Here is an 18,121-nt window from a genome sequence, read left to right as displayed (position 1 = left end):
TGGCTGCCTAGGTTCGAGGTGATCGACAACCTCTGGGGGCAGCCATGCGCAGACGTCATCTCCTGGCAGGAACCGCGGCGGGCGTGGTGGCGCTCGGCCTGAACCCGGCGGCGGCGCACGCCCAGCGCCCCGGCGCCTCCGCCGCGCCGGACCTGCACCTGGGCGACCTGCCGGTGGTGGGGCGCGTGCGGGCGCGCAACGCGATGGAGCACCTCCACGTGCTCAGCGAGCGGATCGGCCAGCGCATCGGCGGCACCGAGTCCGAGCACCGCGCCCGCGACTACCTCGCCCGCGTGCTGCGCGACCTGCGCTACCGGGTCGAGCTGCAGCCGTTCCCCGCGCCGGACAAGTACCTCTCGCAGCTGGCGCTGCCCGACGGCACCCGCTGGCACGCGGGCGCGTCCCGCTCCGGCGCCCTCGGGGTGACCGCGCGCGGCCCCGTGGTGGACCTGGACGCGGGCGCGACGCTGCCCGACGACCTGACCGGCAAGATCGCCCTGCTGGTGAACCTCCCGACCGGCTCCACCGCCGCCGTCGAGGCGGCGCGGCGCGGCGCGGCGGCCGTGCTGATCGGCCGCGTCTCCACCCCGCCCGCGGGCAAGACCAGCGCGTTCTCGCCCGCGTTGACCGAGAACGTGGCCCCGCCGGTGCTGGGCATCGCCCAGGTGCAGGTGGAGCGGCTGCGCGCGGCGGGTGCGGTCGAGCTGACCGTGTCCACCACCGCCCACACCAACCTGACCTCGTACAACGTCATCGCCGAACGCCCGGCGACGTTCCCCGGCTCGGACGGCGTGGTCATGGTGACCGCGCACTACGACAGCGTCCCCGGCTCGCCGGGCGCCAACGACGACGGCAGCGGCACCGTGCTGGCGCTGGAGCTGGCCCGCGTGCTGCGCCTGCTGCCCACCCGCAAGGCGCTGCGGTTCGCCCTGTGGGGTTCGGAGGAGCAGGGCCTGATCGGCTCGCGGTACTACGTCAACCAGCTGGCCGAGGCCGAGGCGGCGCGCATCACCGGGGTGTTCCAGAACGACATGGTGGCCACCAGCCACGGCCCCGCGACGGCGTACTGGCTGCTGTCCGTCGACGGCACCGCCAACGCCGCGACCAGCGAGGTCGCCGCCGCGGCCGCGCGCCTGGGCTACGGCGCGCGGGTGCACGGGCCCACGCCCCGCGGCAGCAGCGACCACGTGCCGTTCCACGAGCGCGGCATCGCGGCGGCCAACTTCAGCTGGCGCGGGGAAGGCGGACCGCACGAGCTGGAGCCGCTGTACCACACCCCGGAGGACACGATCGCGGCCAACGTCAGCCCGCAGCGCTTGCAGGTGTCCCTGGAGCTGATCGGCGCCGCCGCCTACCGCCTGGCCGCCTCCCGCTAACACCCCAAGACGCCCACCACGCCCGTCCCCGGTGTCACCCACCTATGGGCGTGTTGGGCGTGTCGCCCCCGCGAGTCGAACCTCCAGGACCCCTGAATTCAACCTTCGCGCACCCTGACCCGCACTTTCGCGCCCTCGACCGCCCTTCTCGGACCCCGGCCCACGCACCCCCCGCTTCCGCGCCTCGGGTAGTAGTTACCGGCCTTCTCGGCCCCGTCGGGTAGTACTTGCCGACGCACCAGGGCGTGCGCGGAGCGGGCGCAGCGGGGTGCCCGCGAGCGCCGTCCTTGGCGACCTGCCGCGCGGCGAGCGCGCCGCCCTTGCCCCACCCCAACGACGAACTCGCGGTACCTGAGCGTTCGACTCGCGGGGGTGAGCGGTCACAGGACTCCGACCATGATCACCGCCAGTGCCGCGGCGAGCAGGCACAGCCCTAACCGCCTATGCATCGGAGGGGTCCTGCGCCGCCGCTTCGAGGCGTTCGATGCGGGCCAGCACCGGTTCCAGCTCCCGGCGTACCACGGCGGCGACCAGGGCCGCCGGGTCCGCTTGCTGGGTGTTGGCGCGCAGCTGGGCGTAGCCGCTGAGCGCCGCCACCACGGCCTGCCGGGTCGAGCGGGAGTCCACGCCCAACTCGCGCAGCACGGCCCCGGCGCTCCCGTCGGGCTCGGCGAGCAGCCCCAGCAGCAGGTGCTCGCAGCCGACGTAGTTGTGCCCCAGCGAGATCGCCTCGGTGACGCTGAGCTCCAGCGCGTTGGCGGCCGGACCGCTGAACCCGCTCGCCGAGCCCGGCGCACTCGGGGCGGGCAGCGCCCGCGCGACCCGCTCGGGCGAGACCTCCAGGACGCGCAGCACGCGCAGGGCCAGGTTGTCGCCCTCGTCGAGCACCCCGCGCAGCAGGTGCTCGGTGCCGACCGCCGCGCCATCCGCGCGGGCGTGCTCGATCGCGAGCCGGAGGGCGGTGCGGGCGCGGTCGGTGAGCTGCGACAGCTGCGCGTTCGGGTCGGGGGTGGCCAGGTCGTCCAGGGTCATCGCGCGGATCGCGGCGACCCGGCGCACCGACTGCTCCAGCGCCCGCTGGCAGATCGCCGACACCGGCACGCCCGACTGCTTGACCTGCTCGGCGAGCTCGTCCGGCAGGTAGACGTTGATCTTCGGCATGACCGCTCCCCTCGGGATACCACTGTGTACCCCCAGGTGTACCCCCACGAGGGGTTACATGTCAACGCCAGTGGCGCGCAGGAAGCGCTCACCGAGTACGCGCAGGTGTTCCACCAGCTCCGGCGGCTCCTTCACGTCGAAATCGATGCCGATCATGCCGATCCACAGCCCGACCTCCTCCAACGACGGCGTGCCGACGGTGAGCAGGGTGCGCTCGTCGTCGATCCGGGTCAGGTGCACCGAGGTGGCCGACGTCCGCGCCGCCACCACCTCCAGCGGCGCGTGCACCACCAGCTCCACCTGGTAGGTGTACGGGGCCACGGAGATCTGCCGCGACACGTAGGACGCCAGGTCCTCGGCGGGCGGCTCACGCGGGGTGAACCGGGCCCCGAGCGCGGGCGGGCCCTCGATCCGGTCCACCCGGAACGTCCGCCAGTCCGCCCGGTCCACGTCCCAGGCCACGAAGTACCAGCGCCGCCCGGTGTGGGCCAGCCCCAGCGGCTCGACGTGCCGCTGGGACGCGCCGTCCCGCCCGGCGTAGCCGAACCGCAGCCGCTGGTGGTCCCGGCACGCCCCGGCGAGCACGGTCAGCACTTCCGGGTCGACCGTGGCCACGGTCGGGGTCAGCGCCACCACGTGCGCGTGCAGCGCGTTGACCCGCCTGCGCAGGCGGGAGGGCAGCACCTGCTCCAGCTTGGCCAGCGCGCGCACGGAGGTCTCCTCGATGCCCGCGATGGTGCCGCCCGCGGCGGTGCGCAGCCCCACGGCCACGGCCACCGCCTCGTCGTCGTCCAGCAGCAGCGGGGGCAGCTCCGCACCCGCGCCCAGCTGGTAGCCGCCCGCCGCGCCGGGCACCGAGTTCACCGGGTAGCCCAGGGTGCGCAACTTGTCCACGTCGCGCCGCACGGTGCGCACGTCCACGCCCAGCCGCCGGGCCAGGTCCGCCCCGGTCCAGTCGCGGCGGACCTGGAGCAGGGACAGCAGGCGCAGCAAGCGGGCCGAGGTCTCCAGCACGCCGCAAGTCTGCCGGCGGTCGAGGACGACTACGGTCCTCGTTCGGCGCCCTCCGGCCACACCACGACCACCGGCACGCCGGACGCCCGCGCGTGCTCGACCACGTCGCCGGTGCCGCCGCGCCCGCCCGCGGGCTGCCCGTCCCACACCGCCACCAGCAGTTCGACGCTGGCCAGCATCCGCTCGTTGGCCATCACGTAGGCGTGCCGCCCGGACAGCTCGTTGGGCAGGATGCTCACCACGTGCGCCTGGGCCAGCAGCTCGTCGTACTCGGCGACCCGCTCCGGCTTGAGCCGGTCCCGGTAGTCCATCGCGGGCAGCACGACCTCGACCCGTCCGCCCAGCTCCAGCACCACCCGCGCGAACAGCTGGTCCGCGCCTGGCGCCAGGCAGGTCACCCCGACCAGGGGTGACCCGCCCGACGCCTCGGTTTCCAGCACTTCGCGGATCGCCGCCTTCACGACGTCCACGCAGTCGGGCACGAGGTTGCTGTGCCCGGTGATCCCCACTCGCATCAGGCCGTCCGCATCCCTCGGATCGCCTCACGGGTGTCGCGCACCAGCGGCAGGTCGCGGTGCCGCTCCGCCTCCTTGGCGAAGTCCTGCAACTTGCGCACCACCCGCCCGGACGCCAGGCCCGCCGCGGTCGGCAGCACCTCCTGGATCAGCGCGCACGCCTCCTCGGGCTGGCCCGCCACCATCTTGGTGCGGGCCAGGCTGATGACGTCGAAGGCCCGGTTGCGCACCCGCGCCGGGTCGCGCAGCCGCAGCGCCCGCCGGATGTGCACCTCGGCCTGCGGCGCCTGCGCCGGGTCGTGCACGGCGAGGTCGCGCATCCGCGCTCCGATCACCCCTTCCAGTTCCGCTTCGTCGAAGCTGTCCAGCCACCACGGCTCGCCGCCGGAGCGCCGCTGGGCGAAGCAGTCCTGCGCCTGCCCCACCGCCCGGTGGAACTCCCGCACCTTGCCCAGCTGCGCGTACGCCCACGCCTCGCGGGTCAGCAGCAGGGCCTGCAGCGTCGGGGTGGCGTTGCGCCGCGTCCCGTACTGCCCCAGCTGCACCAGTTCCAGGCCGTCCTCCGGGCGGCCCAGGTCGAACATCTGCCGCGCCATCGCCGCCAGGCACAGCGCGGCGAACGGGTCGTTGCGCCCGGCCTTGGCCATGCGCACGCCCAGCACGTAGTAGCGCTGCGCCGCGTCGTGCATCCCGGCGTCCCAGGACATGCTGGCCGCGACCTTGGACAGCTCCGCGCCGATGAAGAACGCCCGCTCAGTGGTCGGTCCCGCGGGCGCGCGGGACAGGCGCTCGGCCAGTTCCTCCAACTGCCCGAGCACCGCTTTGCGGGCCAGTCCGTACCCGCCCCGGCCGCCCCAGCCGCGCAGCCCGTCCGCGACGTGCTGCAACGCGGCCAGCTCCTCCTCGCTGATCGCCGCGTTGGACGACCAACGGGACAGGGGCTGCAGCGGGTGTAGCCACCGCTGCAGCGGTTCGACCAGTGCGGGACCCATAGCCACCGCGGCGGCTCCGGAGAGCGCCGCTCGTCTGCTGATCGCCAAGTCGTTCCTCGCCGTCTCTTCGACCGATCTGGCAATGCTCGACGCGTCCCACGCCGCGCCGAGCACATCGGGCGGGGCACCGCGCTCGGGGCCCGCCTGGCTTGGGATTCCGATCCGGTCGAACCACAGCCGGTCGCCGGGGACGCCCAGCGCGCGCGCGAAGTGGCGCAGGCGGTCGATCCGGTCGATCGGGTTCTCCCCGGTCTCGTACCGCGAAAGCTGTGCTTGGCTGATCCCCAGCCAGGACGCCATGCGGTCCTGGGTGATGCGGCTGACGTGCTGCGGGTGGTGCCGGTAGGCGGCGAGGAGCGCCCCCATGTCCCGCTGGGCGAACGCCGCGGCCATCACGGGGTGGTCCCAGAACTCGTCGGTGAGCAGCGGCGGGCCGTACAGCTCGGTGCGGGCGTTGCGCCTGCACCGGTGGCACAGCCGGTCGGTGTTGTCGGCGGCGATCAGCGCTCCGCACGACGGGCAGGCACGCCTGGTGCTGGATGCTCTACGACCGTTCGCTTCCATCGGCTCGCTCCCGTCACTGAGCGTGCGCACCAGCATAGAGAGATGTGCTCCCCAGTCCATGCATTTCATGCATAAGAGGCGGTGGGTCTCACCGCACGGAGGCGGTGACGCCTCGTGCTGGATGCCGGTGATCCGCGCGCTGCATGGATCGGACCCGGTTCGGGTGTGGTGACCCAGCGCGCTCACCAGCACGCTGCGTGGTGTGCGGGCGCAGGGAGGACCTCCTGCCCGCGGACCACAACGCCGCTCGTCCACCCGATCGGGAGGGACACCGCCAATGAGCATCACCGCAACGACCCACGCAGAGAGCTCCACACCGCGCCCTGGCCCCCGTGACCGCGCGCACCAGCAGGCGCTCGGCGAGGCCATCGCGGGCTACCGGTTGCTCGGCTGGAGGGTCTCCGTGACCGAGCAGGGCGTCTTCCTGCCGCTGGGCCCCGCCACGACCGCGCTGGCCATGCCCGCCCGGATCGGCTCGCGCGTGTTAGCCGACTTGAAGGCCCGGATGCTGGCCGGTCCGGTCACCGTCATCCCCGGCCCCCGCGAGCACTGGATCTTCCTGGCCGAGCTGGTGGCGCTGCTGCCGACGCACCTCAAGGCACCCCCGGAGGTGCAGTTCGTGCGCTCGCCGCAGCGCATCGCGCTGCCGCCGACGATGACCCGCTACGGCTCGCTGCGCTGGGCCAACCCGCCGTCGCACTCCAGGCACTGGTTCCCGCCGTTCACCGCGGTGCTCGCGCTGGCCCGCACGGCGGTGTCCCAGGACCGGTAGCCGCCGGCCGCCAGGCTCGGCCGGGGAGGACGGGCGGGTGGTGCGCCGAGACGCCGCCCGCCCGGTCCGCTCGTCGGGCGGGCGCGGGGAAGACCGGCGGGGCGGGCTGGTGGCGCCGCCCGTCCCGCCGCGCGCCGCGCGACCGGTGCGCGGCGGGTGGCGCGCCTCCCACCACCCGCCGCGACACCGCCGCCCGACCCCGCCGCCCCGACCCGGCCGGAGGGCGGTGCCGCGGCCCGCCACCCGCCGGGGTGGAATGGGGGCGTGCACCGTCGAACACTCCTGTGCGGACTCCTCGCGCTCACCGCCTGCGGCACCCCCTCGCCCGGCCGCACCCCCGGACCCGGCTCCGCCCGGCCCGGCGACCGGATCGCGGGCCTGGCCGACCTGCCGGTCGGCTCCGGGGCGCTGGTGGACACCCCCGGCGGCGGGCAGCTGCTGCTGGTCCGGCCCGCCGACACCGAGGTCCGCGCGTTCAACCCGGCCTGCCCGCACCAGGGCACCGTCGTCAACCCGCCTGCGGGCGGCGCGATCGTCTGCCCGACCCACCGCAGCGAGTTCGACCCGGCCACCGGCGCGGTCACCAGGGGACCGGCGGTCAAGGGGCTGGCCGAGGTGGCCGTGCGGCTGGCGGGCCAGGACGTGCTGCTGGCCTGACCGGTTCGAAATCCGTCGAAGTGCTGAACCTCCCCGTCCCGTGGGGTCGTATTGGAGGTGTACTCCCGAACACCCCCACCACATCGCGGAGGATCGGTTGACCACCACCGAGAACGCAGCCCTGTCCCGGCGCAAGATGCTGTGCGGCGTCCTGGTCGCGCTGGCCGTCCCCGGCGGCCTGGCCGCGTGCGGCGACGCGGCCACCACCGGCGACTCGTCCGGGACGACGGGCGGCACCACCGGCGGCAGCACCGGCGGGACCACGGGCGGCAGCACCGGCTCGGCGGGCGCCGCGGCCATCGTGGCGCTGGCCGACGTGCCCGACGGCGGCGGCGTCATCGCGGGCAACCCGGCCAACAGCAAGCCCCTGGTCCTGGTGCGCACCGGCGACACCGTCAAGGCCTTCGACGCGGCCTGCCCGCACGCGGGCACCACCGTCGCCGAGCCCGAGGGCGGCACCATCACCTGCCCCAACCACGGCAGCCAGTTCGACGCCGCCACCGGCGCGGTGCGCAAGGGGCCCGCCACGAAGGGGCTGCCCGAGGTCGAGGTCAAGGTCGAGGGCGGGCAGGTGGTGCTGGCCTGAGCGGGGCGACGGGTCGGCCGGGCGGGGCGCTGTCGGTGCCCGCACGTAGGCTTGTCGGCGTGGCCGACCCGTCGACCTATCGCCCCGCTCCCGGCACCATCCCGGAGGCCCCCGGCGTCTACAAGTTCCGCGACGCGGGTGGCCGGGTGGTCTACGTCGGCAAGGCCAAGAGCCTGCGCTCCCGGCTGAACTCCTACTTCGCCGACATCGCCGGGCTGCACCCGCGCACCCGGCAGATGGTCACCACGGCCGCCGCCGTCGAGTGGACCGTGGTCAGCACCGAGGTCGAGGCGCTCCAGCTGGAGTACAACTGGATCAAGGAGTTCGACCCCCGGTTCAACGTCCGCTACCGCGACGACAAGACCTACCCGGTGCTGGCCGTGACGCTGAACGAGGAGTACCCCCGGCTGCACGTCTACCGCGGCCCCCGGCGCAAGGGAGTGCGCTACTTCGGCCCCTACGCGCACGCGTGGGCCATCCGCGAGACGCTGGACCTGCTGCTGCGGGTCTTCCCCGCGCGCACCTGCTCGGCCGGGGTGTTCAAGCGGCACAACCAGATCGGCCGCCCCTGCCTGCTGGGCTACATCGACAAGTGCTCGGCCCCCTGCGTGGGCAAGGTCAGCGCCGAGCAGCACCGCGGGATCGTCGAGGACTTCTGCGACTTCCTGGCGGGCCGCACCGACGCGATGGTGCGCAGGCTGGAGCGGGAGATGACCGCCGCGGCCGAGGAGCTGGAGTTCGAGAAGGCCGCCCGGTTGCGCGACGACCAGGCCGCGCTGCGCCGCGCCATGGAGAAGCAGGCCGTGGTGCTCGGCGACGGCACCGACGCCGACGTGGTCGCCTTCGCCGCCGACGAGCTGGAGGTCTCGGTCCAGGTCTTCCACGTGCGCGGGGGCCGGGTGCGCGGCCAGCGCGGCTGGGTGGTGGACCGGGTGGACGAGGCGGGCACGGCCGAGCTGGTCGACCAGTTCGTCACCCAGTTCTACGGCGCGCAGGCGGAGTCCGCCGAGGCGGGCGGGGTGGAGGCGGCCCCGGTGCCGCGCGAGGTGCTGGTGCCCGAGCTGCCCGACGACGCCCCCGCCGTGGAGCGCTGGCTGTCGGACCTGCGCGGCGGCCGGGTGGTGCTGCGGGTGCCGCAGCGCGGCGACAAGCGGGCGCTGATGGAGACCGTGGAGCGCAACGCCAAGGAGGCGTTCCAGCAGCACAAGATGCGCCGCGCGGGCGACCTGACGGCGCGCTCGGCGGCGTTGCAGGAGCTGCAGGAGGCGCTGGGGCTGGACACCGCGCCGCTGCGCATCGAGTGCACCGACATCAGCCACGTGCAGGGCACCGACGTGGTGGCCTCGCTGGTGGTGTTCGAGGACGGCCTGCCGCGCAAGTCCGAGTACCGCCGGTTCGCCATCCGCGAGGGCGCCGAGCAGGGCGACGTGGGCTCGATCGCCGAGGTGGTGCGCCGCCGGTTCCAGGCGTACTTGAAGGAGACCGCCTCGGGCGTGCAGGGCCCCAACCCCGGCATCGACCCGGAGACCGGCAAGCCGCGCAGGTTCGCCTACGCGCCGAACCTGCTGGTCGTCGACGGCGGCGCGCCCCAGGCGGCGGTGGCCTCGGACGTGCTGGCCGAGCTGGGCATCACCGACGTGGCCGTGGTCGGCCTGGCCAAGCGGCTGGAGGAGGTCTGGGTGCCCGGCGAGCCGGACCCGGTGATCCTGCCCCGCACCAGCGAGGCCCTCTACCTGTTGCAGCGCGTGCGCGACGAGGCGCACCGGTTCGCGGTGGCCTACCACCGGCAGAAGCGGTCCAAGCGGATGACCACCTCGGCGCTGGACGACGTGCCGGGGCTGGGCGCCACCCGCCGGGCCGCGCTGCTCAAGCACTTCGGCTCGTTGAAGAGACTGCGCGAGGCGAGCATCGAGGAGATCAGCGGGGTGCCCGGAGTGGGCAGGCGCACCGCCGAGGCCGTGCACGCGACGTTGAGCGCGGCCGGTACCGAAGGGGAGCAGACGTGAACGCACCGGCCGGTGAGAAGTCCGGCATCGAGGTCGCGGTGGTGACCGGCCTGTCCGGCGCGGGCCGCAGCACCGCCGCGAAGTGCCTGGAGGACCTGGGCTGGTTCGTGGTGGACAACCTGCCGCCCGAGCTGATCGCCACCATGGTGGAGCTCGGGGCGCAGGCCAGGGGCGCCATCACCAGGGTCGCGGTGGTCATGGACGTGCGCAGCCGCGCGTTCACCGAGGACCTGGCGGCGGTGATCAAGGACCTGGACGCGCGCGGCTACAAGCCCAGGGTGCTGTTCCTGGAGGCCACCGACGAGGTGCTGATCCGCCGGTTCGAGTCGGTGCGCCGGGGCCACCCGCTGCAGGCCGACGGGCGGCTGGCGGACGGCATCGAGGCCGAGCGCGTGCTGCTCACGCCGCTGCGCGAGGAGGCCGACCTGGTGCTGGACACCTCGGCGCTGTCGGTGCACCAGCTGCGCGCCAAGATCGAGGACACCTTCGGCACCGAGTCGGCCACCCGCACGCGGGTCACCGTGCTGTCCTTCGGCTACAAGTACGGCCTGCCGATGGACTCCGACCTGGTCATGGACGTGCGGTTCCTGCCGAACCCGTTCTGGATCCCGGAGCTGCGCGAGCAGACCGGCCTGGACGGCGACGTGCGCAACTACGTGCTCAGCCAGGAGGGCGCCGAGGAGTTCCTGGACCGCTACCACGAGCTGCTGCGGCTGATCGGCGCGGGCTACCGGCGCGAGGGCAAGCGGTACCTGACCCTGGCGGTGGGCTGCACCGGCGGCAAGCACCGCAGCGTGGCGATCTCCGAGGAGCTGGCGAGCAGGCTGGCCGCCGAGGACGGCGTGGCGGTCAAGGTCGTGCACCGGGACCTGGGTCGCGAGTGAGAGCGGTCGCGCTGGGCGGTGGTCACGGCCTGCACGCGACGCTCACGGCGCTGCGCGTGCTGACCGACGACGTCACGGCCGTGGTGACGGTCGCCGACGACGGCGGCTCGTCGGGGCGGTTGCGCCGCGAGCTGGGCCTGCTGCCACCCGGCGACCTGCGCAAGGCGATGGTCGCGCTGGCCGGGGCGGACGAGGCCAGCGGGCTGTGGGCACGGCTGTTCCAGCACCGCTTCGGCGGCACCGGCGCGCTGGCCGGGCACGCGGTGGGCAACCTGGTGCTGGCGGGCCTGCTGGAGCAGCTGGGCGACCCGGTGGCGGTGCTGCGGGAGGCCGGACGGCTGCTGGGGGTGCGCGGGACGGTGCTGCCGATGTGCACCGAGCCGCTGGAGATCGAGGCCGACGTGACCGGCCTGGACGACGACGCCGACGTGGTGCGGCGCATCCGCGGCCAGGTCGCCATCGCCACCACGCCGGGACGGGTGCAGCGCATCCGGCTGCACGGCCCCGGTGGTCCCGGCGAGCCGCCGCGCGGCTGCCCGGAGGCGGTGCGCGCGGTGCTGGGCGCGGACGTGGTGCTGCTGGGGCCGGGGTCGTGGTTCACCAGCGTGCTGCCGCACCTGCTGGTGCCCGAGCTGCACGATGCGCTGATCCGCACGCGGGCGCGCCGGGTGGTGGTGCTCAACCTTGTCCCCCAACCGGGGGAAACAGAAGGTTTCTCGCCGGAGTCGCACCTGGACGTGCTGAGCGAACACGCCCCCGATCTCCGGGTCGACGCGGTGATCGCGGACGTGGACGCGGTGGCCGTGCCGGACCGGTTGCGGCGTGCCGCCGCAGCTCTGGGGGCTGCCGCGCACCTGTCGCCGATCGCGCTGCCCGGCGCCCCGGACCGCCACGACGCCGCGGCGCTGGCGTCGAGCATCCGGCTGGCGTTGGCCGGGCCGACCGAGGCGCTCGCGCGGCCGTCGAGTACAACGCTGCAGGAACGAAGCCGGACCGAGGGAGGCGAACAGCCGTGGCGATGACGTCAGCGGTGAAGGACGAGCTGAGCAGGCTGGCCGTCTCCAAGACCTGTTGCCGCCGGGCGGAGGTCGCCTCGCTGCTGCGCTTCGCGGGTGGCCTGCACATCGTCGGCGGTCGGGTGGTGGTCGAGGCCGAGCTGGACCTCGGGTCCACCGCGCGCAGGCTGCGCCGGGAGATCCACGAGCTGTACGGGCACCAGTCCGACGTGTTCACCATCACCTCCAGCGGGCTGCGCAAGGGCACCCGGTTCGTGGTGCGGGTGGTCAAGGACGGCGAGGGCCTGGCCAGGCAGACCGGCTTGCTGGACCCGCGCGGCCGACCGGTGCGCGGCCTGCCCGCGCCGGTGGTCTCCGGCGGGGTGTGCGACGCGGAGGCGGCGTGGCGCGGCGCGTTCCTGGCGCACGGCTCGCTCACCGAGCCCGGCCGCTCCTCGGCGCTGGAGGTCACCTGCCCCGGCCCGGAGGCGGCGCTGGCGCTGGTGGGCGCGGCGCGGCGGATGGGCATCGGCGCCAAGTCGCGCGAGGTGCGCGGCGCGGAGCGGGTGGTGATCCGCGACGGCGACGCCATCGGCGCGATGCTGACCCGGCTCGGCGCGCACGACAGCGTGCTGGCCTGGGAGGAGCGCCGGATGCGCCGCGAGGTGCGCGCCACGGCCAACCGGCTGGCCAACTTCGACGACGCGAACCTGCGCCGCTCGGCGCGCGCCGCGGTGGCCGCCGCCGCGCGGGTGCAGCGGGCGCTGGAGATCCTCGGCCCGGAGGCCCCCGAGCACCTGGCCGCCGCGGGTCACCTGCGGCTGGCGCACCGCCAGGCGTCGCTGGAGGAGCTGGGCCAGCTGTCGGAGCCGCAGATGACCAAGGACGCGGTGGCGGGCCGCATCCGCCGCCTGCTGGCGATGGCCGACAAGCGCGCCAAGGACCTCGGCCTGCCCGACACCGAGTCGGCCGTCACCGCCGAGATGCTGGAAGCCGAGGTGTGAGTCGCGCGCGGTGAGGGCGCGGCGGCTCAGGGCTCGCGGCCCGCGGTGGTGATCTTCCAGCCGGTCCACCCGAGGTCGACCAGGAAGGCGATGGTCCAGAACCGGCCCGCGCCGTAGGCGAAGGCGGCCAGGCCCTCGTGCGGCACGCCGCCGAGCAGGACGCCGCGGGTGTCCTCGGTGAGCAGGTCCCGCAGCCAGGACAGGCCGAACAGGGCCAGCGCGACCTGGGCCGCGATGAAGACCGCGGCGTGCCCGACGAGGTTGCGGACCAGGACGCGCCGGGGGAGCGGCGCGGGCGGGGGACCGGCGTCCGCGGCGGGTTCCGGCGTGGGTTCCGCAGTGCGTTCCGCAGTGCGTTCCGCAGTGCGTTCCGCAGTGCGTTCCGCAGTGCGTTCCGGGGCGGGCTCGGGCTCCGCTGCCGGGGGCGGGGGTGGCACGTCGGGGACGCCGAGGCGGCGCACCGCGCGCGGGACGAGCACCGCGCCCGCGAGGATGACGCCCGCGGCGGTCAGGCAGGCCGCGGTCCAGTTCACGCCGTCGTAGAGCACGCCCGAGGCCAGGCTGCCCGCGAACGCCCCGACCAGGCTCGCCGACTCGTACACGCCCATCCCCCTGCCGACCTGGCCGGGGGTGGCCTCGGTGATCACGGCCTGGTGGACCGGGATCACCGCCGCCCACGCCAGCCCGCTGAGCACCCACAGCCCGGCGATGACGTACGGGTTGGGCGCCCAGGCCAGGCAGGCGGCGAACAGGCCGCTGGCCACCGAGGCCCACACCAGCACCCGTGACCGGCCGAAGCGCACCACGTACTCGTGCAGGTGCTCGCTCGCCACGCTCATCGCGATCGCGCCGGGCAGGAAGACCAGGGCGATCTGGACGACCTCCAGGTGGAAGCCGCGCTGCAGGTGCAGCAGGAGCAGCAGGGACACCGCCGTCTCCGCCGCCATGGTCAGCGCCACGGCCAGCAGCAGCGGGCGCAGCTTGCGGCCCACGGCCCCCAACCCGGCCGCCTCGACGCCCTCGGCGGCGTGCCCCCGCCCGCGCGGGGTCCGCAGCAGCACCCCGGCCGCGACGGCGCACGCCGCCGCGCACGCCCAGAACAGGCCGCTGTAGCCGATGAACCCGAGCAGCGAGAGCCCGGCCACGAACGCCACCCACGCCCCGGTCTCCTGCACCGCTTGGAGGCGGGGGAAGACCGCCGAGTCCTCCGCCAGGCGCTCGCCGATGATCGCCCGCACGCTCACCCACAGCAGCGCGCCGCCCACCCCGCCGACGGCCGCCGCCGCGTAGGCAGGCGCCGCGCCGCCCGCCAGCGCGTAGCCCGCGCAGCTCGCGGCGTACAGCGCCGCGCCCGCGGCGGCGACGTGCCTGCGCTCCCGGCGGTCGGCCAGCACACCCGCCAGCGGCCGGGCGACCACGGAGAAGGCCATCTCCACCGCCACCAGCAGGCCGACGCCGGTGGCGCCCAGCCCCGCCGCCGCCCCCGCCCACAGCGGCAGGACGAAGTCGATCAGCTCGGTCGGGCCGTTGGTGAGCGCCGCCGCCAGCAGCGTGCGCCGCTCCCGGCGGCGCGCCCGGTCGGCCCCCGCGACCGCTTCGGTCATCCCGGTCCCCCTTGAAACTCCGAATGCCGTTCGGTTAACTCCGAACGGTATACTGAGTTTTGTCATGAGCGCAAAGGACGACCGCAGGCGAGCCCTGGAGCTGCTGTGGAACGGCGACCGGCGACCGGCGCGCGGACCGCAGCGCGGGCTGACCCTGGAGCGGATCGTCGAAGCCGCCCTGGAGGTCGTGCGGGCCGAGGGGCTCGACGCGCTGTCGATGCGGCGGGTGGCCACCCACCTCGGCGTGGGCACCGCGTCGCTCTACACCTACGTGCCCGGCAAGGCCGAGCTGGTGGCGCTGATGGTCGACGCGCTGGTGGGCGGCGACGTGCTGCCGCACGAGCGGCCCGGCGACTGGCGGGCGAAGCTGGAGCAGTGGGCCCGCTCGGACTGGGCCGAGTTCCGCGCCCACCCGTGGGCGCTGAGCCTGGCCGCCGCCACCCCCGCACCCGGCCCCAACACGCTGCGCTGGCTGGACTCGGCGCTGCTGGTGCTCGACGGCACCGGGCTGACCGAGCCGGAGAAGGTGGCCGTCGTCGAGTCGGTCGACGCCTACGTGCGCGGCCTGGCCCGGCTGCACCTGGAGGGCGAGCAGGGGGCCGAGCAGGTGCGGGAGCGCGACGAGGAGCTGGGCAGGCTGGTGGACTTCTCCCGCTACCCGGCCCTCGGCCGCGCGCTGGCGGGCGGGGCCGCGCCCTACACCACCGACCAGTTCGAGTTCGGCCTGCGGCTGCTGCTCGACGGCGTCGCGGCGCTGATCGCCGAGCGCCGCGGACCCGCGCCCGCCGGTTGAGGTCCACCGCCCGCGCCGGTCAGGGCAGCCGCACCACGCCGTCGAAGGTCTTGCCGGGGTACCAGGGGCGGTCGAGCAGGTCGGCGAAGCCGGGGATGGCCTCCATGTGCCGCACCATGCGCTGGCGGGTGCGCTGGTCCGGCAGCGGGCCGCGCATCGCGCCCAGGTTCTCGCTCATGTGGTCGGGGTCGGTGGTGGCGGGCAGCGCGCAGGTGACCGCCGGGTGCGCCAGCACGTACTTGAGGAAGAACTGCGCCCAGTTCCGCGCGCCGAACTCGGCGGCGAAGCCGGGCAGCGGGCGGTCGCGGACCAGGTCGTGCAGCCGCGCCTTCTCCAGCGGCGTGTTGACCAGCACCGCGGTGCCGTGGTCGACGGCGGCGGGCAGCAGGGAGGTCTCCGCCACGCGGTTGCGGATGGAGTAGCCGACCTGGACGAAGTCCATGTCGCCGTCGCGGACGAGCTGCTCGATGATCGGGAAGTACGCGGGCTCGTGGTGGCTGACGCCGAAGTAGCGGATGCGCCCCTCGCGCTTCCACGCCCGCAGCACGGGCAGCACCGTGCCGACGTTGGTCAGGCTGTGCACCTGCACCAGGTCGATCCGGTCCCGCCACAGCCGGTTCAGGGACTGCTCGAACTGCCTGCGGGCGTGGCTGTCGTCGCCCAGGTGCTCGCCGGTGACCCAGGTCTTGCCGGTGAGGAACAGCCCGCCCGCGATGCCGAGGTCGGCGGCCAGGTCGCCGACGGTCACCTCGGCCAGCCCGTACATCGGCGAGGTGTCCAGCACCCGGCCGCCGCCGCGCCAGAACCGGTCGAGCACCTCGCGCAGGTGCCCGCGCTCGGCGCCGGGGCGCTTGTCGAAGGTCATGAACGTGCCCATGCCGATGGCGGGCACCACTTCGCCGCCGCGCGGGACGCGCCGGGTGATCAGGTCCCCGGTGGGCTGGGCGGCTGCGGTGGCGGTGGCTCCGGTGGCGGCGGCGAGGGTGGTCGCCGCGCCCGCCTGGAGCACCGCGCGTCGGGACATCGCGGTCATGGGTCCTCCTCGTGGTCGTCTCCGGTGGGATCGTCACGGGGCGGAGTGGGTGGCGTCTTCCACGATCGCGGGCGGGTTGCGGGATCACGGCAGGCGGCGGTCCAGCCGGTAGGCGTGCGGGGTGTCGCCGAAGGCGCGGCGGAACAGCGTGGTCAGGTGGCTCTGACCGGACAGCCCGACCCGGTGGGCGATCTCGGCGATCGGCAGGTCGGTGCGGGCCAGCAGCTCGGCGGCCCGCTCCACCCGCCGCCGGGTGACGTACCGGTGCGGCGGGACGCCGGTGGCGGCCTTGAACGCCCGGCCGAAGCGGTCGACCCCCAGGCCCGCCTGCGCCGCCAGCGCGGCCAGCCGCAGGTCATCGGCGAGGTGCTCGTCGATGAACCCGATCACCCGGCCCAGCCGCGCCCCGGCCAGCGCGGTCGCCCGCCCGGCGCGCTCCGGCCGCCGCCGCAGCAGGTGCAGGCCCAGCGCGGTGGCCACGCTGTCCACGAACAGCGCGCCGCCCGCGCCCCCGCCGCGCGCCTCGTCCCGCAGCGCCAGGGCGAGCTGCCAGACCAGCGGGTCGGGCTGGTTGGTGAACCCGACCGGCTCACCGTCGAACCGGGGCGCCAGCCGGATCGCGCCGTACTCGATCCGACCGCCCGCGTGCCAGGCCCGCCGCCGCTGCCCGGCGGGCAGGAAGGTGACCGCGCCGGGGAAGTCCGCGCCCCGGTAGCGCGGGCCGTCCCCGATGGCGGCCTCGGTGCGCTCGGTGCGCCCGCTGAAGGTGACGAAGACCAGGTGGTCGGGCAGCTGGAGGAGGGCCTCCGGGTCGGACCCCGGCCGCCAGCGCGCCAGCTCCAGGCTGACGCCGTCCCACTGCCTGCGGCGCACCGCCAGCAGGTGGCCGCCGTTCCTGCGGACCTCCACCCGGCCAGTGTCGGGCGCGGCCGGTGTGCGGCGGGTGAACTCGTCGCGCACCGCCGTGCGCGGAGCGCGACCGCAGTGCGTTACCAGCTGGTAGCACTCCCGGAACGCTGGATTTCCTTGTTCGATCAAGAGATGCTGGAGGTCCACGTGACCAGGGACTCACCGCGGGGGATAGGCTGGCTGTCGGCCGCCCCGGCGGCCACTCCGCAACCCCCTGGCGCAAGCCAGTCGAGAATCGAGGAGACGCACCGTGACGGTTCGCGTAGGTGTCAACGGTTTCGGCCGCATCGGTCGCAACTTCTGGCGCGCCGTTCAGGCCAGCGGGCACGACATCGAGATCGTCGCCTTCAACGACCTCGGTGACGTCAACACGATGGCTCACCTGCTCAAGTACGACAGCGTGCTGGGTCGCCTGAACGCCGAGGTCTCGGTGTCCGACGAGGGCATCGTGGTCGACGGCAAGACCATCAAGGCCCTCGCCGAGCGCGACCCCGGCAAGCTGCCCTGGAAGGACCTGGGCGTCGACGTGGTCGTCGAGTCCACCGGCTTCTTCACCGACGCCGCCGCCGCGCGCAAGCACGTCGACGAGGGCGGCGCGAAGAAGGTCATCATCTCCGCCCCGGCCAAGGGCGAGGACCTGACCGTGGTGCTGGGCGCGAACGACGACCAGTACGACGGCTCGCAGACGGTCATCTCCAACGCCTCCTGCACCACCAACTGCCTGGCCCCGCTGGCCAAGGTGCTGCACGACGCGTTCACCATCGAGCGTGGCCTGATGACCACCATCCACGCCTACACGCAGGACCAGAACCTGCAGGACGCGCCGCACAAGGACCTGCGCCGCGCCCGCGCCGCCGCGCTGAACATCGTGCCCACCAGCACCGGCGCGGCCAAGGCCATCGGCCTGGTGCTGCCCGAGCTCAAGGGCAAGCTGGACGGCTACGCCCTGCGCGTGCCGGTGCCCACCGGCTCGGCCACCGACCTGACCGTGACCGTCGGCCGCGAGGTCACCGTCGACGAGGTCAACGCCGCCTACAAGGCCGCCGCCGACGGCGCGCTCAAGGGCTACCTGCGCTACAACACCGACCCGATCGTGTCGACCGACATCGTCACCGACCCGGCGTCGTGCATCTACGACGCGCCGCTGACCAAGGTCATCGGCAACCAGGTCAAGGTCGTCGGCTGGTACGACAACGAGTGGGGCTACTCCAACCGCCTCGCCGACCTGGTCAACCTCGTCGCCAGCAAGCTCTGAG

General features: G+C 74.4%; 17 protein-coding genes. 10 read left to right on the top strand and 7 right to left on the bottom strand.

All coding sequences use genetic code 11. The features are described 5' to 3' along the window. Positions 1–44 precede the first annotated feature (44 nt). On the top strand, positions 45–1,376 hold the full coding sequence (locus tag IEZ00_RS19220; RefSeq protein ID WP_189224667.1) for a M28 family peptidase: 1,332 nt from the start codon (positions 45–47) through the stop codon (positions 1,374–1,376). Positions 1,377–1,817: 441 nt separating this feature from the next. Here the strand turns inward: IEZ00_RS19220 and IEZ00_RS19215 are convergent, their stop codons facing one another. Genes IEZ00_RS19215 through IEZ00_RS19200 form a run of 4 tightly spaced genes read right to left on the bottom strand, consistent with a single transcriptional unit; the run spans position 1,818 to position 5,622 of the window. Beyond that, positions 1,818–2,537: a Clp protease N-terminal domain-containing protein gene (locus IEZ00_RS19215; RefSeq protein WP_189224666.1), complete on the bottom strand. Its 720-nt coding sequence runs from the start codon at positions 2,535–2,537 to the stop codon at positions 1,818–1,820. Positions 2,538–2,591: 54 nt separating this feature from the next. Next, a complete protein-coding gene (locus IEZ00_RS19210; RefSeq protein WP_189224665.1) occupies positions 2,592–3,551 on the bottom strand; it encodes a helix-turn-helix transcriptional regulator in 960 nt (319 codons plus the stop codon). A 29-nt stretch (positions 3,552–3,580) separates the two neighbouring features. Continuing rightward, the gene (locus tag IEZ00_RS19205) at positions 3,581–4,066 is read right to left on the bottom strand and encodes a hypothetical protein (protein ID WP_189224664.1); all 486 of its coding nucleotides are present in this window, start codon (positions 4,064–4,066) and stop codon (positions 3,581–3,583) included. Beyond that, positions 4,066–5,622, bottom strand: coding sequence for a helix-turn-helix domain-containing protein (locus IEZ00_RS19200; protein WP_229795891.1), 1,557 nt, complete (start codon positions 5,620–5,622; stop codon positions 4,066–4,068). Before IEZ00_RS19200 ends, IEZ00_RS19205 begins: the two co-directional genes overlap by 1 nt. A gap of 277 nt (positions 5,623–5,899) precedes the next feature. Between IEZ00_RS19200 and IEZ00_RS19195 the strand changes: the two genes are divergently transcribed. The 7 genes from IEZ00_RS19195 to whiA all read left to right on the top strand — a co-directional run bounded on the left by IEZ00_RS19195 (position 5,900) and on the right by whiA (position 12,526). Beyond that, positions 5,900–6,394 carry a hypothetical protein gene (locus IEZ00_RS19195; protein ID WP_189224662.1) on the top strand — a complete coding sequence of 165 codons (495 nt, stop codon included), beginning with the start codon at positions 5,900–5,902 and terminating at the stop codon, positions 6,392–6,394. 264 nt (positions 6,395–6,658) lie between these two features. Continuing rightward, complete coding sequence (locus tag IEZ00_RS19190; protein WP_189224661.1) at positions 6,659–7,051, top strand: Rieske (2Fe-2S) protein; 393 nt, start codon at positions 6,659–6,661, stop codon at positions 7,049–7,051. A gap of 97 nt (positions 7,052–7,148) precedes the next feature. Next, complete coding sequence (locus IEZ00_RS19185) at positions 7,149–7,637, top strand: Rieske (2Fe-2S) protein (protein ID WP_189224660.1); 489 nt, start codon at positions 7,149–7,151, stop codon at positions 7,635–7,637. Between the two features lie 59 nt (positions 7,638–7,696). Beyond that, entirely contained in the window at positions 7,697–9,643 is a 1,947-nt protein-coding gene (uvrC, locus tag IEZ00_RS19180; protein ID WP_189224659.1) for an excinuclease ABC subunit UvrC, read from the top strand. Positions 9,644–9,669: 26 nt separating this feature from the next. Continuing rightward, on the top strand, positions 9,670–10,527 hold the full coding sequence (gene rapZ, locus IEZ00_RS19175) for an RNase adapter RapZ (RefSeq protein ID WP_372448530.1): 858 nt from the start codon (positions 9,670–9,672) through the stop codon (positions 10,525–10,527). Next, positions 10,524–11,549, top strand: a complete 1,026-nt coding sequence (locus tag IEZ00_RS19170) for a gluconeogenesis factor YvcK family protein (protein ID WP_189224657.1) — start codon at positions 10,524–10,526, stop codon at positions 11,547–11,549. The genes rapZ and IEZ00_RS19170 overlap by 4 nt, the downstream gene beginning before the upstream one ends. Next, positions 11,540–12,526 (top strand): DNA-binding protein WhiA, encoded by a 987-nt coding sequence (whiA, locus tag IEZ00_RS19165; RefSeq protein ID WP_189224656.1) that lies wholly within the window; start codon positions 11,540–11,542, stop codon positions 12,524–12,526. The genes IEZ00_RS19170 and whiA overlap by 10 nt, the downstream gene beginning before the upstream one ends. Before the next feature lie 26 nt (positions 12,527–12,552). Here the strand turns inward: whiA and IEZ00_RS19160 are convergent, their stop codons facing one another. Next, on the bottom strand, positions 12,553–14,130 hold the full coding sequence (locus tag IEZ00_RS19160; protein WP_189224655.1) for an MFS transporter: 1,578 nt from the start codon (positions 14,128–14,130) through the stop codon (positions 12,553–12,555). A 64-nt stretch (positions 14,131–14,194) separates the two neighbouring features. On the opposite strand from IEZ00_RS19160, the gene IEZ00_RS19155 reads away from it, so the two are divergent. Further along, the gene (locus IEZ00_RS19155; RefSeq protein ID WP_189224654.1) at positions 14,195–14,923 is read left to right on the top strand and encodes a TetR/AcrR family transcriptional regulator; all 729 of its coding nucleotides are present in this window, start codon (positions 14,195–14,197) and stop codon (positions 14,921–14,923) included. 19 nt (positions 14,924–14,942) lie between these two features. Here IEZ00_RS19155 and IEZ00_RS19150 read toward each other — a convergent pair whose 3' ends face one another. Next, the gene (locus IEZ00_RS19150) at positions 14,943–15,956 is read right to left on the bottom strand and encodes an aldo/keto reductase (protein ID WP_189224653.1); all 1,014 of its coding nucleotides are present in this window, start codon (positions 15,954–15,956) and stop codon (positions 14,943–14,945) included. A gap of 84 nt (positions 15,957–16,040) precedes the next feature. Beyond that, positions 16,041–16,865, bottom strand: coding sequence for a helix-turn-helix transcriptional regulator (locus tag IEZ00_RS19145; RefSeq protein WP_189224652.1), 825 nt, complete (start codon positions 16,863–16,865; stop codon positions 16,041–16,043). Between the two features lie 250 nt (positions 16,866–17,115). Between IEZ00_RS19145 and gap the strand changes: the two genes are divergently transcribed. Continuing rightward, positions 17,116–18,120 carry a type I glyceraldehyde-3-phosphate dehydrogenase gene (gene gap, locus IEZ00_RS19140; RefSeq protein WP_189224651.1) on the top strand — a complete coding sequence of 335 codons (1,005 nt, stop codon included), beginning with the start codon at positions 17,116–17,118 and terminating at the stop codon, positions 18,118–18,120. The last annotated feature ends 1 nt before the right edge of the window (position 18,121 follow it).

It is taken from the genome of Saccharothrix coeruleofusca (genome assembly GCF_014648515.1).
GTDB lineage: Bacteria > Actinomycetota > Actinomycetes > Mycobacteriales > Pseudonocardiaceae > Actinosynnema > Actinosynnema coeruleofuscum.
Note: the sequence above shows the minus strand (reverse complement) of the source record. Positions and strands in the feature narration are given on the sequence as shown.

What these genes read in the sequence shown, in the direction of transcription:
- IEZ00_RS19215 (WP_189224666.1), bottom strand. Translation starts at nt 2,537, where the DNA reads ATGCCGAAGATCAACGTCTACCTGCCGGACGAGCTCGCCGAGCAGGTC.
- IEZ00_RS19160 (WP_189224655.1), bottom strand. Translation starts at nt 14,130, where the DNA reads ATGACCGAAGCGGTCGCGGGGGCCGACCGGGCGCGCCGCCGGGAGCGG.
- IEZ00_RS19150 (WP_189224653.1), bottom strand. Translation starts at nt 15,956, where the DNA reads ATGACCGCGATGTCCCGACGCGCGGTGCTCCAGGCGGGCGCGGCGACC.
- IEZ00_RS19220 (WP_189224667.1), top strand. Translation starts at nt 45, where the DNA reads ATGCGCAGACGTCATCTCCTGGCAGGAACCGCGGCGGGCGTGGTGGCG.
- IEZ00_RS19205 (WP_189224664.1), bottom strand. Translation starts at nt 4,066, where the DNA reads ATGCGAGTGGGGATCACCGGGCACAGCAACCTCGTGCCCGACTGCGTG.
- IEZ00_RS19155 (WP_189224654.1), top strand. Translation starts at nt 14,195, where the DNA reads ATGAGCGCAAAGGACGACCGCAGGCGAGCCCTGGAGCTGCTGTGGAAC.
- IEZ00_RS19195 (WP_189224662.1), top strand. Translation starts at nt 5,900, where the DNA reads ATGAGCATCACCGCAACGACCCACGCAGAGAGCTCCACACCGCGCCCT.
- IEZ00_RS19200 (WP_229795891.1), bottom strand. Translation starts at nt 5,622, where the DNA reads ATGGAAGCGAACGGTCGTAGAGCATCCAGCACCAGGCGTGCCTGCCCG.